This is a genomic window from Microcoleus sp. K4-B3 (genome assembly GCF_036704615.1).
GTDB lineage: Bacteria > Cyanobacteriota > Cyanobacteriia > Cyanobacteriales > Microcoleaceae > Microcoleus.
This window is the reverse complement of the sequence record NZ_JAUBSF010000079.1, coordinates 1-18114: the sequence shown is the minus strand read 5'-3', so window position 1 is coordinate 18114 and position 18114 is coordinate 1. Positions and strand designations below refer to the sequence as shown.

Below are 18114 nucleotides of genomic sequence, written 5' to 3'. Positions count from 1 at the left end.
ATACTATTTTTAATTGAACTCCTTTGAATAACCAACTTGCCAGGAATGAAATTAAAAACCCGATCGAGCGACTGGCTATATTTGCGCTAGCGGTGTTGCTTGCCATCTTCTTGGCGACGATCGCAATTCGTCACTTTCAAGTCGCAGATCCTTACGTCAAAAGCGTACTATCCCTCACTGGCAATCCGTTTCAGGGTTCCGCCATCTTTCAAATGAACTGTGCGGGGTGTCACATATCCGTTTCAGACAGTCAAGTCGGGCCCAACTTGCACGGAGTGTCCGAGCGAAAATCCGAATTCGCTCTGATCCGGCAAGTCACGAGCGGGCAAACCCCACCAATGCCCCAGTTTCAGCCGAGTCCGCAAGAAATGGCAGACTTGCTGAAGTATCTCGAACAACTTTGAACCAAAGGAGGGGAAGAAATATGGTTCCTTCCCCTGCTCCCGATTGTCCAGGCAAGAGTAAGGTGCGCGCCGTGCGCACCCTACTGTGGAATGCGGACTGTGGAATGCGGACTAAACCAGCAACCTAAAACTCTGAGCCGATAACTGGCTCGGCTGCACGCCCGCCACTACAGCCAAAATCTCGTTGCTGCCGGCGATTCCGATCGCAGTTGAGCCATTAGTTTCGATCAATGACAGTTGATTGAAGTCCAAGCCTCCCACCAACACGAGCGAATCAACTCCTTGCGTGAAGTTGATAATGGTGTCAATTCCCCCGCCCGCTGCCAAGACAAAGCCATTGCTGCCACCGCCGACGAGAGTATCGCTACCAATGCCCCCAAAGAGCAAGTTATCGCCGATATCACCAAAGAGCAAATCATCCCCGCTGCCGCCAATTAAGGTATTGTTACCGTCGCGGCCGCAGAGAGTGTCATTGCCTTGATCGCCAATTAGCACGTCGTCGCCGCCTCCTCCCAAAATTACGTCCTCGGCTTTGCCGCCGTACAATACGTCATTGCCTTCGTCGCCAGAGATCGAGTCGTTGCCGCGATTGCCATAAATCGTATCGTTAGCGCGATCGCCAAAAATCAGGTCAAAGCCTTTGCCGCCGAAGAGAGTATCGTTATCGATGCCTCCGTAGATAGTATCGTTGGCTGTATTGCCATTGATGTAGTCGCCGCCCCCTCGACCAAAGATCAAATCGTTGCCGCTCAACCCGAAGATAGAGTCACTGTCGGCACTACCCACGATCGTATCGTCGCCGTTAGGGCCGTCGATCACATTACCCGCCGCTGAAGGAATGCCGGGCTCATTGGGAGTAGCGATCCTCGGGAAGTTCTCAGGGCAAACCAAATCTGTCGGTACAGGTGCAGGTGTCGGCGTCGGTACAGGTGCAGGTGTCGGCGTCGGTACAGGTGCAGGTGTCGGCGTCGGTACAGGTGCAGGCGTCGGTGTCGGTGCAGGCGTCGGTGCAGGCGTCGGTGCAGGTGCAGGCGTCGGTGCAGGCGATGTCGGCGGTGTCGGTGCAGGTGTCGGCGTCGTGACAGGTGTCGGCGTCGGTACAGGTGCAGGCGTCGGGAAGTTCCCGAAGTTGATGCCGCTGACAATAGCGCCTGAAGTTAGGGCAATGTCGGCAGGGTCGGCGGTGCTTTGGGTAAACCCAGTTTGGTTGACTTCCCGGACGCGGTAGGTTCCCGGCGTTAGGTTCGCGAACAGGTAGTTGCCGCTATTGTCTGTGGTAGTAGTAACAGGAGCAGGAGCAGGAGCAGTTCCAGCTACGACATTGGTTAACTGAATTTGGAAATTCGGTAAACCCGGTTCTCCAGCCTCCTGAGTGCCGTTGTTGTTGGTGTCTCGGAACTTCAGACCTCGGATCGTACCCGGTTGGGGCAGGAAGTTGCCGAAGTCAATGCCAGTGATGTTATTTCCACCTGTTACCGTAACGGGGGCGGGGTTGGGGGTCGTCTGCGTCCAGCCATTTTGCTGGACTTCCCTTATCTGGAAAGTACCTGCGGGTATGTCCTTGAGAGTGTAGTTGCCTGTGGCATCGGTGATGGTAGTGAGTTCGCCCTGCTGAAACAATCCATCCGGAGTGATACTGTCGAGGAATATTTGCCAGTTACCTAGCCCCAATTCTCCGGCATCCTTAACGCCGTTGTTGTTGAGGTCATTGAATTTTTGACCGCTGATGGTACTCGACTGGAAGTTGCCGAAGTTGATATTAGCGATGTCTTGACCGCTGGTGACAGTGATGTCCGCTGGGTCGGGGGTAGTTTGCGTCCAAGTAGGCTGCAAGACTTCCCGCACCTTATAGGTTCCGGCTGACAAATCGAGGAATTTGTAGTTGCCGGCGGCATCGGTGAGGGTGTTCGGTTCCCCGGTGTCGAGAGTACCGTTGTTGTTGGTATCGAGGAAGAATTGCCAGTTGAGTAGTCCTGTTTCTGCTGGCGCATCTTGGATGCCATTTGTGTTGAGGTCATTGAACTTCAGACCACTAATCGAGTTGGGCCTGAAGTTGCCGAAGTTGTTGTTTTGGGAGTCGGTGCCGCTGGTGACGGCGATCGTAAACGCGCCGGAAAGAGTAGGCGTGGCTGCGTTGACGGGGGGCACAGTTTGCGTCCAGCCTGTTTGTGGCACTTCCCGCACTGTATAAGTGCCGGCTGGCAAGTTGGTGAACTGGTAGTTACCGGCGACATCGGTGACGGTGGCGTTGGTGCCTGTTTCGGCTGTTACTGCCTCTTGCACGCCGTTGTTGTTGGCATCCAAGTAAATTGTCCAGCCTCCTAGCGGTTGTTCTGCTGGGGCATCTTGAATGCCATTTTTGTTGAGGTCATTAAATTTGAGCCCGCTGATTTTGCCCAACTGGAAGTTGCCAAAGTCTTGAGCCGTAATGTTTGTGCCGCTGACCGGGTTAATTGTATAAAAAACCGGGCCGGCGGTTTGTGAGAAACCCGTCGGTACGTCTTCTCTCACAAAGTAACGACCGCTGCCGACGCTGGTAAAGCTGTAAGTGCCAGCAGCCGCAGGCGCTGTTCCGGTAACTTGACTGGCGACTTCGGAGTCGCCGGTATCTAAAGTGCTGTTATTGTTAGTATCCTTGAACAAGCGAACGGTAGTACCGTTGAGGGGCGTGTCGTCAGCAGTGAAGCCGTCGCCTGTGAGGTCGGTGAATTTGGTGCCGCTGACGGTGATGCTTTGGAAAATGCCGAAGTTTTGACCCGTAACGGCAGTACCGCTTTGGGCGCTAACAAGAATTGCGGCAGCGGGGAAAGAGATGCTGGAGTTGGCTGGAGGAGTGGCTTGTATCAGGTAATTGCCGGGGCCGATATTGGAGAATGTGTAATCTCCGGCTCCCGCAGTCGTTTGCGCAGTGCCGACAACAGTATCTGTGCCGACTTCCAGCGTGCCGTTGCCGTTGGTGTCTTTGTATAAGTTAACCGTGACGCCGTTTAGTGTAGTGTCGTCGGGAGTGAAGCCGTTCCCCGCAAGATCGGTGTAGGTTTTGCCTGCGATCGATGTCAGTTGGAAGTTGCCGAAATTGGCACCGGTGACATTAACAATACCCGTATTTGCCGGAGTCGGGCCGACAGTCTGCACCCAAGCAGTCGCAGGCGTTCCAGCGGGCGGCGCTTCTGTAATCGGAGTAGCTGTTTTGACGTCGCGGATGATGTAAGTGCCGTCGGCTGCGGTAGTAGCGCTCTTCGTGCCTACAGAAATCACCCAGCCCGGGAGACCTGGTTCAGTCGCCGCAGCACCTTGCAGGCTATCCCCGTTAAGGTCGTTGAATTTAAGGCCTGTGACGATCGGGCCGTATTCATAAGCACCGATATCAACATTAGCGCCGATCGTCCGGGGAAAGCCAGCACCCCGCTGGTCAGTTGCCCCCGCAGCGGCTGCGGCTGCGGCATCCCCAGTATCGATCGCCGGATTAGGAGTCGCGGTGCTGTCAGCCAAAGCATAAGTCACGGGAACGCCTGTAGCCTCGTTCAATCCTGCAGCAGGTGCGATCACATTTCCTATAGGAACTGTCAGTTGCTGGGCGACAGGTAAATTGCTGCCAGCAACATTCCCGATCAAATTGTTGATACTGGTGGCGGCGAAAGAGGTCCCGAACACGTCAGGATTCGCGCCGCCCAAATTCCCGGCGACGATCGAATTTCTGACGTTCACAGTACCGCCGTTAGTAGCAATACCCCCGCCGACAGCAACAGCCGGAGCAGTCGCAGCCGCAGTATTAGCAGTGATGGTGTTGTTAGTGAGAGTAGCAGTAGCAGCGGTGTTGACAAAAATTGCGGCCCCCGCGCCCTGGCCAGGTGTAGCGTCCGCAGCGCCAGCAGCGCCTCCCGTTGCTGTATTGCTGAACAAAGTGCTGTTGTTCAGGGTCAAACTGCCAGTATTAACAAAAATTGCGCCTCCCAAACCAGCACCGCCGCCGCCGCCGGTTGGGCTGCCGGCGCCGCCCGGGGTGAAAGCTCCGACGGTCGTGCTGAGTCCGCCTACTGTACCGCGGCCGCCGCCTCCTCCGAAGCCCCCAGCGCCGCCGTTGCCGCCCACACCACCGCCGCCGCCTCCTCCTCCGAAGCCCCCAGCGCCGCCAATACCGCCAATGCCGGCTGCACCTGCTGTGCCAGTGCCGGCGACGCCGCCAGCGCCGCCGTTGCCACCGCCGCCACCCCCTCCTCCGAGGCCGCCAGCGCCGCCAGCGCCGCCAGCGCCGCCCGTACCGCCGTTAGTGCCACCAGTACCAGCGCCGCCCGTACCGCCAGCGCCACCGACGCCGCCGTTAAGACCTGTGCCTGGTAATCCGCCGCTGCCAGCGCCGCCGTTGCCGCCCGTACCACCAGGGCCGCCGTCACCGCCGATGCTTGTCAACCCGGGAAGACCGGTTTGACCGGGGCCGCCTGCGGAAACGAAGGGAAACAGGCCTGCAAAATCGGTGTTGCCGCCAGGGCCTGCTGCCGCAGGAGCTACGGGGGCCGCGCTGCCGGCGCCGCCCGTAGCGCTGTTGCCAGTAAAGGTCACGCTGTCAACTGTGACAGTACCGCTGTTGATAAATAGTGCGCCGCCCATGCCGGCTGCACCGCCACCGCCACCTGTGCCCGCAGCGCCTGTAGATATGCCGCCGGTAATTGTCAGGTTGGAAAATGTGACTGGGGTAGCGGCGCTGTCGATGAAGAAGCCCCGGTTATTGCCGAGATTTAGGGTGAAACCGCCGCCGGTAAAGGTGATGGGGGTGGAAATCCTAGGCAGAACCTGTCCGGGAGCAAAGCTGATGTTGCCGGTGATGGGAATCGTGTCTGCATTCGGCAAAGCGTTAGCCAGAGTTATCGCATCTCGCAGTTCGCCAAATGTGGCGACTAAAACTGCGCTGTAAGCTTCCCTCGCCTCTGCTGAAAATGCCAAAGGTGTTTCTATGTTGCCCGTAGTTACTTCGAGTTCCCAGTCTCCACCCAACGCAGCATTCCCAGTCAAGTTGTCAGAAGCGGCAATATTTGCTCCCGTGAGCTGGCTCAGCCTTTCCACGAAAGCCACACCTGCTTCTGTGGCTGCGACGTTGCAACCGTAAAGCAGAATTTCGGGTTTAGCTGTAATTGAAGAGTTCGAGTTTGCCTCGGTTGTTGGCAAAGCAAACCATGTTTCTAAATAATTGCGGTAGCTTTCAATGTTGCTGAGATTAAGTTCTGTGGCGCCAATTTGCAAGCTGGCTGCTGCGCCGTGAGACAAAATGTGGACTGCTGCAATGTTTGTCCGCTGTTTAAGTGTTTCGGCGATTTGCTCGATGCCGTCGCGATCGGCTTTCAGAATAACAATTTCTGTATCGGGATTGGCCGTTTCTGTTAAACTTTCCCAATCTTTAACTTGTGAATCTGCAAAAACAATCTGGTGTTTCTGTTCTTTATAGAGTTCCACGATTAAATTCTCCTGGTACACACACACATCAAATTCATAGCACAAACCAACCGCAGCAGCGATCGATCTTTTTCCGGTGCGGATGAGAGTCGTTGGCGAAGCCCTCGAAGAGGAGCGCCCCTAACTTTCACCTAAATTTAGTATTGACAAAAACGTTTTTATATGCACCCTTACCCTAACTGAGTTAGTTTGATGGTTGAGAAGTTTTAAAGGGGGATATTGTTCCGGCTGTTTCCAAAAAAGTTGGACGAAACTTGCGCGCTGTTTTATGCTCTACCCGAGATGGATAAAGTACCAGATTTTATAAAAATTGTCAATCTAATAATTAACCGATGGCGATCGAGATTTGTTAGTCAAGAGTCATCAGTCACGGTTATTAGCTATAAGCTGATATTATTTGGTAGTTGTTGGCTGCTGAATGATATGTATGTGCGATCGAAAAATCACAATCAAATTGGTTTCTAGTGAGGAATGCAAATCCTCATAAAACTCAGAGGACTTGCATTCTTCACTAGAAAGGCGATAACGGTTATTTTACAGGAATAGATATGACTGATAAAAGCTGACTCGTGACTAAAATTCCAGGAGACTCTTAGACTCAATAAACCGGGAAGAGGAAATAAAATTCTGCGTGTCAGTCCAGAATCTTAACTCCTCTTCCCGGTTTCTGCGTCCAAGACTGACTAATTACCAAGTTTCTTCATCGGGTTTATTGGAATTGCTCCAGATTTCCACATCTAAATCATTGAGATAAATCAGAGCAGTTTCAATCTGTTTACTGGTACCGTTAAGTTCCAAGTCAAACCAACCGTCCTCTAAAGTTTTGACACCCAAGAAAGCAGCATTAAAATTAACCGTCAAACCGTATTCAGAAATCAAGTGAGAAATGACTGGTTCCTGATGGTACTCTTTAGGCACACGAATGCGAATGCGGGTTTGAGTTGGTCTGGTGTCGCCACTGTCAGATTTGGGAATATCTGATTCTTGGGTTTTGTGAAAATCGTCGCTCGCCTCAAATTCAGCTTCGCTAGAGTTGTGAGCTAACATTTCAGCCTCCTAATGTTTACTGTTTTCAGGGATGAGGTGCACCGTGCGAACCTACCGCCCTAATGACTAATAACCAATGACTAAGGACTAATGACTATTATTCAACTTCTTTAATGCTAGTTTTCCGTTCTAAAATCTCCTTAAGTACAAGGGTAATAACTCCTAAAAAACCTAGAATTACCGCCGCTGAAAATGCGGCTTGCGTCGCATACTGCTTGTAAGCATCCTCTACAAACAAAGGCAAAGTTTGCGTTTTTTTAGCAATATTTCCCGATACCACAGAGACTGCTCCAAATTCTCCCATTGCTCTAGCATTTGTCAAAATTACCCCGTAAAGCAATCCCCAGCGAATACTGGGAAGCGTGACATTCCAGAAAATTTGCCAGTCATTTGCTCCCAAAGTTTTCGCCGCTTCTTCTTGATCTGTTCCCACTTCTTCCAAAACAGGAATCACTTCCCGGGCCACAAAAGGCAAGGTAACAAAAGCAGTAGCTAGCACCATTCCCGGGAAGGCAAAAATAACTTTGATATTGGCCGCCTCCAGCCAGGGCCCGAACCATCCCAGCCGACCGTAAAGCAGTACAATCATTAAACCTGCAACTACGGGAGATATGGCAAACGGCACGTCTAAAATGCTGATTAATAGCGTGCGACCCCGAAATTTGTTGCGGCCAATTACCCAGGCTGCACACAAACCGAAGACTGTATTTACAGGCACAACTATCAGAGAAATCACCAAGGTAAGTTGCGCTGCGTGCAGAAAATCGGGCGAGGTTAAGTTAGAAAAAAAGGGCTCAAATCCTTTTCTGAAAGCTTGGTAAAAAACGTTGAGCATGGGGATAAATAAGACGAGAGCAAGATAGCCGCTCGCAATTCCGATTAAAGTTGGTTTTACCCAGGCTTTCTCCTGACTCGGACTAGAACCAGCAGGTGGAAATTTGTAATCAGCGGGTGAATTGATATTATTAGCCGTCATAGCGTCTTCTCCATGCTTGTAATAGATTAATTGCGAACAGCATTGTTAGCGAAATAGCTAACAGGATAGTGCCGATAACTGTTGCTCCTGCATAGTCGTACTGTTCCAATCTTTGAAAAATTAATACTGGCGCGATTAAATCTTTGAAGGGTATGTTAGAAGCTACAATTACAGTAGAACCGTACTCGCCAACCGCTCGCGAAAACCCGAGGGCAATTCCGGTTAAAATAGACGGGAACAGCGGCGGTAAAACTACTCGCCAGAAGGTTTGAAATTGAGAAGCACCCAAGCACCAAGCTGCTTCTTCGATGTCTTTTTCCATTTCGTTTAAAACTGGCTGTACAGTCCGCACGATAAAGGGTAAGGAAATAAAGATCATCGCTATGCCTACGCCCAAGCGAGTAAATGAGATCTTGATTCCCAAGGGTGCAAACAGCCCGCCGATCCAGCCGTTATCGCTGTAAACTGTGGCGAGAGTTAAACCGGCGACGGAGGTGGGCAGTGCAAAAGGTAAATCGACTGCTGCATCGACAACCCGTTTTAAGGGAAAGTCGTAGCGGACTAATACCCAGGCAATTAATGTGCCGAATACTCCGTTAATTAATGCCGCAATTAATGCCGTAAAGAAGGTGACATCGTAGGCGGAAAGGGCGATCGGACTGGTGGCAATTGCCCAAAATTCGGCGGGGTTTGCTGTGCTGGCTTTCAGCAGCATTGCTGCAACTGGGAGCAATAACATTAAGCTGAGGTACCCTAGAGTGATTCCCCAAGGTAATGTGATTTTGCCGATCGCCCTTTTGATATTTTCGATCGGAGACTCAGGGTTGCTGGTTGGAGATGATACAGCCATAAGTGAATTGTTTTGAGTTGTCAAGAATAGTGAATCTTTTAGATCCCCGACAACTTCGGGGAAGTCGGGGCTCTGGGCAGTCTGTTTTTTTACTGTTTAGTTGAACCTTGAATTTTGTCAAAAACAGCTCCGCTTGCGAAGAATTGCTTCTCTATTTCTCCCCAACCTCCTAAGTCTTGAGCTGTAAATAGGTTTTTGATGGGGGCATATTTTTGGGCAAATTCTGGTTCCGCCGCTACTGTCGCATCTACTGGGCGAAAGCCTGCTTTGGCAAATTCTCGCTGAGCTTCTGGGCTGTAGAGAAACTTGACAAATGCTTCGGCAACTTCGCGAGTACCGTGTTTATCAACGTTTTTATCGATAATGGCAATCGGATTGTCGATCGAAATATTGACTTCGGGAATACTATAAGTCGGTTTTTCGCCTTTCTGACCAGCCAAAACAATCTCGTTTTCGTAGTTAATTAAGGCGTCGCCTTGGCCTTGTTTGAAAAATACGTCGGTGGCTTCGCGGGCATCTTTAGTCAGAATGGGGACGTTTTTGTAGACTTTGGTGGTAAAATCTAATGCTTTGGTTTCGTCTCCTCCGGTTTTAACAACCGAGCCCCAAAGTGCGAGGAAATTCCAGCGTGCAACGCCTGATGTTTTAGGATCGGCAGTGATCAATTTCACTCCGTCTTTGCTTAAATCTTCCCAGGTTTTGATGTTTTTGGGATTACCTTCGCGGGTGACTATTGCTCCTACGGATTTGCTGACTATGCCTTCGTTGGGAAATTCTTTTTCCCAACCGGGCTCAATGAGTCCGGCTTTCTCGATTCTTTGGGTGTCGGAGCCGATGGCTAGGTGTACGACGTCTGCTTCTAAACCGTCAATTACGGCCCGAGTTTGGGAACCGGAACCGCCGTAGCTTTGGTTTAAGGTGACGGTTTGACCTTTTTCTTTTTGCCAATATTCTACAAATTTGGGAATTATCGCTTCGTGGGCGGCTTTGGTGACGGAGAAGGAAACGAGGGTTAATTCTACGTTGCCTTTGTTGGCTGCTGGGCTAGCACTGCCTGGAGTGGCTGCGGGGTTGTTGCTGGTTCCCTGGCCGCAGGATGCAACGGCCAGACTTAAACTTATTCCCACTAAAAATAGCGACACAAATCTTTTCAGCGCAGTAAATGATTGATTTGTGCTGACTGGTGGCTGTTGCGGCCACTGAAGGTGTTGAGTTAGGCGTTGCCACGGACTCATTATATTTATTCCTCTAGTGAAAGTACGGTTATTAGGTCGGAATACCGTAATTATGGTTGTGAAGTATGATTATAGACAAGAGCGAGTCAAATGGCAACAAAAAAAACAAATTGGGGGAACTCAGGGTCGATCGAATATCGTGAAGTCTTTTCCCTCGGTGCTTTCGAGTCCGATTCGCGGTAAAATGTAAACTATCTATATAGATACTATTATTTAGTTAAGGTGCTAAACTTGCGCGGCTGCACGATACGCCTGCACGATACGCCTTACGGATACCATCGGCCGATCGCCCAAATGTAATAGCCCTGCCAAGAGTCCCCGCCCCAGGGGGATATGCCTGACTCGCGCGATCGCCCTTAATTAAAAAAAAGTTTTAACTGGTATGTCCTTACCCCGCCCCGTCTCAGACACCCTAATTGAACTGTTGAAGCCTGTAGCCTCTGAATTGGGAGAAAGATTGGGAGCAAGCGCTGTCAACGAACGCTATGCAGAAATTGAGCCGTCTGGTTCTTCAGCTTTGAACCAGCAAATCAAAAAAGACCCCCGCTGGATTAAAGCACAAGTCAGATATTTGCAGCGGCAGCAGGCCAGAGAACAAGAATTAATCGCGCTCGCCGACGCAGAAGAATGGGTAAAGGAAGAACGCGCTAATCGGATTAAGGCACAAGAATTGAGAGATAAGCGGGCAATTAGCCGGCTTTGCCGCGACTTAATGCGGGAGTTTCAATCAGAAGCAATTCGAGTTAAGCTGAGCGAAATTCAAACTATTTGGGACAGAGACAACTGGTTTTCTAATTTGAGCAGGCAGGAAACCGAACAGATTTTGCAGCAGCAGCAGCACCGATTGCTGCTGTTAGTTGCTCCCGCAAAAATTAGCCAAGATTGCCCGGATTCGTTTCGCCACAATCTGAATATCGAGCTGCCGGCTAAGTTGAGAGCTTTTTTGAACCAGCACTACCCGCAGCATGGAGATTTGTGTCCGGTTCAGTTTTACGGAGACTATTTCAAAAAGCCGATTTCTGATATTGATGTGGAGCGGTTGCAGAGTGTTTTGTCTCCCGTACCTACCGCTATACTGTACAGCGATATCAGCGATTATGAAGTTAATTTTCATGTGGGTTTTTGGGGAGTCATAAATCAGAGCGTTTCTCTAGTGGCGATGCAGCCTTGGAATTGGGAAGAGGTTTATAACCAGTTGGAGGCGGAGGGCAAAGATAGAAAGCTGAGCCTGCGGATTATTCGGCAAATAATTGTGACAATTCACAAATTATTGGCGGCTTTTTTAGCGGATTTATATTATTTAAATATCGATTTTACTCACGAACCTCAGCTATTTAAATTAGAAGCTGAATTTGCTCATGAATGGTTTTCTAAAGATTGGGCCCTACCGTATATTGAAACTCTTAAAGAAATTCAGGATCAGCAGCGAATAGTTTATAAGGGAGAGATGCGGCGGCTGACGCTTAGAGAGGCGAAAGCTAGGGCGGAACGCCAGCGTTTGGAGGAGGCTGAACTCAAACGCAGACAGGCAGTTGAGGAGGCATCTAAGCGGGCAAAGGAATTAGCTCACAAATTAACAAATCTGAAATGGCGGTGCGTATACACGCTGCCTGGACATTCATCGTTTGTGAATTCTCTGGCGATTAGTCCTGACGGCAAAATTCTGGCTAGCGGCAGTTGGGATAAAACTATTAAGATTTGGAATTTAGAAACACCGGAATTAATTGGCACTCTGACGGGGCATTCCGATCGCGTAAATTCGGTTGCTATTAGCTATGACGGAAAAATGTTGGTCAGCGGCAGTTCGGACGAAACCATTAAGTTTTGGAATTTGCACAACGGTGATTTGCTGTGTACTTTTCCAGGACATTCTATGGAGGTGAATTCGGTGGCAATTAACCCGAAGCGCCAGGTAATTGCTAGCTGTGGCGGGGCTGATAATACGATTAAGCTGTGGAATTTGCGGACTGGTGAGTTGCTGCGGACTTTGAGGGGTCATTCTGACAATGTGAATGCGGTGGTTTTTAGCCCGGACGGTAAAATATTGGCGAGTGGCAGTTCGGATGCGACGAGCAAGGTTTGGGATGTGGAAAGCGGCAAGTTGCTGCGGACTCTTTCCGGGTTGAATGTTGGGGTAAATTCTGTGGCGATCGCGCCGGACGGTCAGATTCTTGCTAGCGTCAGCAATGATTATACGATTAAGCTGCGGAATTTGCAGACGGGCAGTTTGTTGCGGATTTTAAATACTAATTCTGCGAGGGGAAAGGGTGTAACGAATTTAGGAATGAATGAGGCGCTGCATATTTTGAAGAATTATGTGAGTCGGGGCGATTCGGTTGCTATCAGTCGGGACGGTTTGACTTTGGCTAGCGGGTGCGATGATAATACGATTAATATTTGGAATTTGCAGACGGGGGAGTTGTTGAGCAGTCTTAAGGGACATTCGGGTACGGTGTACTCGGTGGCGATCGCACCTTCGGGCAATTTGCTCGCCAGCGGGAGTGCGGATCAGACGATTAAGATTTGGCGCTGCGATTAAGAAATCAGGACACGGCAGTGCCGTTTCCCTACAATATTATTTTGGGGTAGGGAAACGGCATTGCCGTGTCAGACTTTGCGGGTAGGGCTTTTGGGAGAATTTGAAAAAAAAATTGGCTGGGGGGGTTGCGCAGATGACTATAAGTTTGCTATATTAATTTTCACTGCTGGTGTAACTCAGTTGGTAGAGTAGCTGATTTGTAATCAGCCTGTCGCAAGTTCGAGTCTTGTCACCAGCTTTATAGCTCAAACCAAGGTTAGATAAAACTTCTAGCCTTCTGCTCATTTCTAGGTATGAAGTGGGTCTAGAACTACAATACCTGTTTCATACCCACTAAGCTCTTAAAGCTAAGCTTTATAAGTAAATCAAAATTATTTAGATAGAAAGATAATTACTGCCTAATAATTCTACTTGCCTAGACCCTAAGCTGTCACATCTCACTCTATCCCTCTTAAATCGAGTTTTAAGGCTTCTCTACACAGTAAATGTAGATTCATCCCATACGTGCCTTATCGCTCCATGTAGCTCAATCTAGAGGCATATAATATGATTTGTTTTAGTTATAGAAGCTTGAGTTTGCATTAAAATAAATTATGTAATAGAAGCACATAGGGAAAGCGGGTTACTCTAACCTCAACCATTTAGCTATCATCTCTACTCTGTTCCTATAGATTCTCATATTTCATATATACTTTCATATATCACTTTTTACATATAAAATCACATCTAGTAGTGTATATATACCTGTTTTATTTCTTTAAATCTACTAAATTTCATTTTTTTACTGACATAAGTCAAAGCTTGAATGTTTTTAGTAGAAATAGCTAGAGTAAATCACCACATTTACTATAACTAGAAGTTTATTGCAGGCTACTTTCTACTTTAATAGAGATATTCAGGGCATCGTGCATAGCTTCTAAGTGTTTAGAGATATCTTTAGAAGTTAGCTCCCAGTCAGGTCTTATCTTCTCTAGTGTCTCATAGAGATATTCGGGAGACTTCTGCAACCACGATTCTATATTACCTGCATCAGATTCGAGTAGAAGGTCTATCAACTGAATCTTTATCCTGTGCATCCACTTATCTACGTCTGTATCGTAAATACAATCAGGAGTTAGAATTACACCGTTATTACAGCGAAAACCAACTGCTTTGTATTTATCTGAAGATTTACAAATCTCAGCAAACCAATTAATAGTATCTTGCCAAGCTTCTTTATCTTCTTCAAAGTTACCAGTGAGAATTTTTTGAGTCAAAACCCAAACCAATGATTGCGGGTCAGTAGATTTACCGGAAGAAACACCGATTTTTATTCTTTGCTGGTCTTTTCTACACCAATTTGACCAGTTTTCTGCTATCTGGATAATGAGATGTTCTAAATCTTGAGAAGAAAGGACTTGATTAGTCGCTAAATAGACTAATTTACCAGCTTTGACCTCAGAATCAGTGGAATACGGTAGCAAATTCTTAACAAAACCATTCTTTATCTCACTCCATCCTTTAGTAGAACGTTCAAAACCGATGATTTCACTCACTTTCCGCTGATGACCTACTTTCCCCTCTCCAACTAAAGTGTTGAAATTGCGAGATAAGAAGACATTAACTAAATGACGTAACTGATTCTGAGCTTCTGCTACAAATCTGCCATCTTTAGTCCTCAAAAACTTCTCAAAAACTGACCTCTCTGAGAAATTAGGTGTACCGTTGACCTTTACAGACACTTTTCCTCTGTTTTTGCCCTCAGTAGCTGGCATTTTGATGGTTAGTAACTGGGTAACTTGGACTTTGTTGAGGTAAATTATGTCAAGTAGAATCTTTTTACCTTCTTCCCTGACTTTTAACTCTACTTCCCGAAATCTCCCGTTAAATTTGTCACAGAGATACTTTCTTAATTGCTCAATAGTTGGCTTTTGCTTAGGAAACTCCTTTTGTAGATTGTTAGGTACTCTTGATAACCATTGAACAGCAGAGATAACTTGAGTAGCTTTTCTTGAGTGACTCATATAGTCATCTAATAAGTAGGTTATTTCCGACTCATTCTTACTAACGAAGTAGACTTGACCTAATATGTACCTTGAGTAGTAAGGGTCAGTAATAGAAGGTCTATAGCTAGCCTCAGATATAGCTTTTTTCACTATGTCTGTACATTCTGCCAATACTTTAGCGTCTAACTTCTCACGATTAAGAACTGCCTTTCTTAGTTTTTGTAGATTTGTTACTCTCCTTCCTATCTTTTCAACCTTTATTGGGTCTTGAGTCTTATTCGCTAGATTCTCTAGTTTTTCCATCTCCTTGTCTAATGGGATAACGATTAGATTATCGAGGTCTTCCTCCTGCCAATATCCCTCAATAGCTTTATTAGCAAGGCAGTAGAGTAAAGGAAATGTCGGAACGTCCTTAATAGGTAGTGCCTCCAGTTGCCAATGGTCTTTAGAATTGACCAATGTTACTCGACATGGAACATTTGCTAACATCCCACACCATTCTAAAGAGTTTTTAGCTACTGATTTCCAATTTGATAGATTGGTTAGTTGTGCTTTGGGGGTAAGAAGAGTCTTTACTTCCTTACTTATGGTTATACTACCATCATCATTTCTAATAGACTCTTCGGGTTTAATGTTGGGATGTACGAAACCCTTGACCTCTACGGGAGAATTCACAAAATCACTATGTGCATTTTGTTCAAATTTGCTATGAACTACGAATTCTTTTGCTCGTTGATATTCTTTTTTCCACTCAGCATAACTCATTAATTCAATGACTTTAGAGGGAAGCTCTTCTAAATATTTCTTAAGAGATATCTCTTTATCCAATAAACCAAATACATAGTAAAGGATATCTTTCAAAATATATTCACTAGCAGGAACACACAAATAATCAACAAAATTTAAAAGAATTATCTGATTTTCCTCAGATACTAACTCATTAGTTTGATACAAGCTTTTAGCGAGATTTCTCAGTAGTTTTCTATTTTGATTAAACCACCTTAGCCAATAGTCAATATCAATCTTATATGTAGAAACTAATTTTTGACCTTCCTTTATTTGCTCGCGAAGCTGAGAGGATGAAATTTGCTGATGTTTGATTATCCCTTGTTCAATAATCGATTTAAATTTAGCCTGGAACCTTTCTAAGCTTTGCTCTCTACCCTCTGCATCAGTATGTAGTGTGTTACTATCGCTCCCGGTTCTCCATTGACAATCTTTTCCTGTAGTTTTGAAATGGGAAAAATGAGAAACTCTCTCTGTACCTTTCTTAAAAAAAATAAGTTCTCTGCATTTACCACAAATAAGACCTAGCTTTTCATAGGATTCATAGTTGAGTCTATCATCATCGGGGTTATAAATTTCATCGGAGAAAAGAGAGACAACAAAAGAAATAGATACTTGTGATTCTACCGTCATAAAATTTAACTCCTTATATTTGGTAATTTTATTTAAGCCAATAGAACTTTATAAGAGTTTTAGTAATTCTTTAATAGTGATCCCACAACTACCTACTAATTTAACAGTAATCCTCTGCCAGATACTGTGACTTAAATCACCTAATTGTCTGAAACCTTAAAATTTTATAGCAAGAGTTTTAGCTATTTATCAGTAGGTGATTTTATCCTGACAAGTGTAACTATGTAACTATGTAACTGTAACTCAACTAACTTTAACACCATTGGATATTTATTTTCTCCGGGTCTATCAATTAACTAGATTGACCGATCGCTCTCAAGGATTAGTTAAAATTTTACAGTTACACGGTTACATAGTTACAAAATAGCTGAACCCCTTGATATATAAGAGATTCAGCTTGTAACTTAACCGTAACTGAGCGATTACCTAGTTACAGCCACAGGTACTTGCCAGTATTTACCGGACTTACCGTTGACTCTACTAGCTGTAGTGGGTTTTTCTAAGCCTAAACCTCTCAGAATATCAATAATCCTTTCTTCATCTTTTCTATTCCAAGACTTACGTTCTTTTCCTATAGCCTCAGTTAAGACATCGCCCAAAACAAAAGGCTCTTGTCGTTTCTCTACCCAATCAGCTACTATATCTTGCCACATATCATTTGCTTGATATTTTTCATTTACAGCATTAAGCATTTCTTGCTCAGTTTCATTTAAGTAGATAGGATAATTATCTTTGTAGGCTTTAACAGCACTAGCCCAAATCAAATCTCTATTTTCTTTTACCCATTCAATATCAATTTTCTCGTTTACATCTACGCACCAAAATCTTCTATTACCTGTAGCATCAACTAAAAACTTATCTTTATTCGTTGTACCTACTATAATAAACTGTCGAGGTAGTGTAATCGGTCTACTATCATAGGGTTTACGAAGAGTGTCGCTTTGCTGAGTAATAAAAGCTTTTAACTTACCCATCTTACTCGCAGTCAGAGTCTCTTCACACTCTCCTAGCTCAATAATCCACTTACTATGACAAATCATTAGCTCATCTTTATTATAAGCTTGCAAAGACATAGAAGTAAATAAATCTTCTCCCGCTAATTCCCTGAAGAAAGAAGTCTTATAAAAGCCTTGAGAACCTTTAAGTAAAAGTACAGTATCAAATTTAGTACCAGGCTTTAACACTCTCGCTACTGCACCTACTAAAGTCCTAGGTAAAAATAATCCTTCTAAGGAATGAGGATCAATATGTAGGACTTTCTCATTAAGCTCTCTAAAAACATCTTTGTAGTCTATATCTGGGAAGTTAGACTCGCATACATTTAAGTAATCCTCTAAAGGAGAGAATACATTTTTACTAGCGTAGAGGTATGCTAGTTCATGGATATACTTATCATTCTCTAGGACAGTATTATGCTTGATAGAAACCTGATACCTAAACTTAGGTAAGTCAAATACTTCTCCATCCAAGTAAATATCCTTGGTGACTTTGTTAAGCTTTAACCGATCAGCAAAGTTATTAGCAATAATTGCTTCGGTTTCTTTGTAGTTCGTCATTCTTTAAAAAAAATAGATAAATAATCATATAAACACCACTAAAATGTTCTAACGGAGATTGCCATAGCAAAATCGCTAGAAACCTAGAATCTCTAAGTTCTTGCTTGTAAGACAAGAAAATAAGAGACTCCTAAATTGTCAAGGTTCAGTGTTTACCTATTACTCATTATAGAGAGTCGTTAATTGAATCGACAGATTAAGCAAGGTAAAAATAACCGTATCTCATGTTCGGTAAACCGTACCAACGCACATCAATGAAAAGGATAGAAGTTTTTCGCCTCTATCCTCTTGATTTTCTTGTTTATTTACGAGACTTACAACTCCGGTAAGGTTAAATCCTTTTTAGCTGCTAGGTAGTGGTCTAGAATAACTTGAGGACTATTGCCTACCAGTGCTGCTACTGTAGATGGGTCATAACCATCCCGAATTAAGCGAGTGATGAATGAGTGCCGAAGATTATAACAGGGTAGGTATTGGCTAATTTTTCCAGACTGGTACAGTTTGATTACGACAGGACGCCATTGCCGATTGAGAAAATTATCTTGATTCAGATATCCTCCCTCTACACTAGGAAAGACTATAGCGATCGCAAATGATTTGTAAATCATAAATAATGTATAATGAGGATGTAAATCTAAGTAGGAGTTGAGATGTC

Annotated in this window: 10 protein-coding genes and 1 tRNA gene; 3 read left to right on the top strand and 8 right to left on the bottom strand. The window is 45.8% G+C overall.

Annotated features, from left to right (window positions below; genetic code table 11):
- Positions 1-23 precede the first annotated feature (23 nt).
- Positions 24-404 carry a c-type cytochrome gene (locus QUA78_RS25215; protein WP_172184354.1) on the top strand — a complete coding sequence of 127 codons (381 nt, stop codon included), beginning with the start codon at positions 24-26 and terminating at the stop codon, positions 402-404.
- Positions 405-515: 111 nt separating this feature from the next.
- Here the strand turns inward: QUA78_RS25215 and QUA78_RS25210 are convergent, their stop codons facing one another.
- The 5 genes from QUA78_RS25210 to QUA78_RS25190 all read right to left on the bottom strand — a co-directional run bounded on the left by QUA78_RS25210 (position 516) and on the right by QUA78_RS25190 (position 9960).
- Positions 516-5852 (bottom strand): DUF4347 domain-containing protein, encoded by a 5337-nt coding sequence (locus QUA78_RS25210; RefSeq protein WP_333399087.1) that lies wholly within the window; start codon positions 5850-5852, stop codon positions 516-518.
- Positions 5853-6539: 687 nt separating this feature from the next.
- Positions 6540-6899, bottom strand: a complete 360-nt coding sequence (locus QUA78_RS25205) for an NIL domain-containing protein (RefSeq protein WP_333197504.1) — start codon at positions 6897-6899, stop codon at positions 6540-6542.
- Between the two features lie 97 nt (positions 6900-6996).
- Complete coding sequence (gene cysW / locus QUA78_RS25200) at positions 6997-7875, bottom strand: sulfate ABC transporter permease subunit CysW (protein WP_333304190.1); 879 nt, start codon at positions 7873-7875, stop codon at positions 6997-6999.
- On the bottom strand, positions 7865-8725 hold the full coding sequence (cysT, locus tag QUA78_RS25195) for a sulfate ABC transporter permease subunit CysT (protein WP_333304191.1): 861 nt from the start codon (positions 8723-8725) through the stop codon (positions 7865-7867). Before cysT ends, cysW begins: the two co-directional genes overlap by 11 nt.
- 89 nt (positions 8726-8814) lie before the next feature.
- The gene (locus tag QUA78_RS25190; RefSeq protein WP_333304192.1) at positions 8815-9960 is read right to left on the bottom strand and encodes a sulfate ABC transporter substrate-binding protein; all 1146 of its coding nucleotides are present in this window, start codon (positions 9958-9960) and stop codon (positions 8815-8817) included.
- Positions 9961-10342: 382 nt separating this feature from the next.
- On the opposite strand from QUA78_RS25190, the gene QUA78_RS25185 reads away from it, so the two are divergent.
- Positions 10343-12499: a WD40 domain-containing protein gene (locus QUA78_RS25185; protein ID WP_333304193.1), complete on the top strand. Its 2157-nt coding sequence runs from the start codon at positions 10343-10345 to the stop codon at positions 12497-12499.
- 165 nt (positions 12500-12664) lie between these two features.
- A tRNA-Thr gene (locus tag QUA78_RS25180) sits at positions 12665-12737 on the top strand.
- 622 nt (positions 12738-13359) lie between these two features.
- On the opposite strand, the gene QUA78_RS25175 is transcribed toward QUA78_RS25180, so the two are convergent.
- From QUA78_RS25175 to QUA78_RS25165, 3 genes are all read right to left on the bottom strand, one after another.
- A complete protein-coding gene (locus tag QUA78_RS25175) occupies positions 13360-15903 on the bottom strand; it encodes a hypothetical protein (RefSeq protein WP_333304194.1) in 2544 nt (847 codons plus the stop codon).
- A 422-nt stretch (positions 15904-16325) separates the two neighbouring features.
- A complete protein-coding gene (locus tag QUA78_RS25170; protein WP_333304195.1) occupies positions 16326-17459 on the bottom strand; it encodes a virulence-associated E family protein in 1134 nt (377 codons plus the stop codon).
- Positions 17460-17773: 314 nt separating this feature from the next.
- The coding region (locus QUA78_RS25165) for a hypothetical protein (RefSeq protein ID WP_333304196.1) at positions 17774-18114 on the bottom strand (341 nt) is incomplete at its 5' end.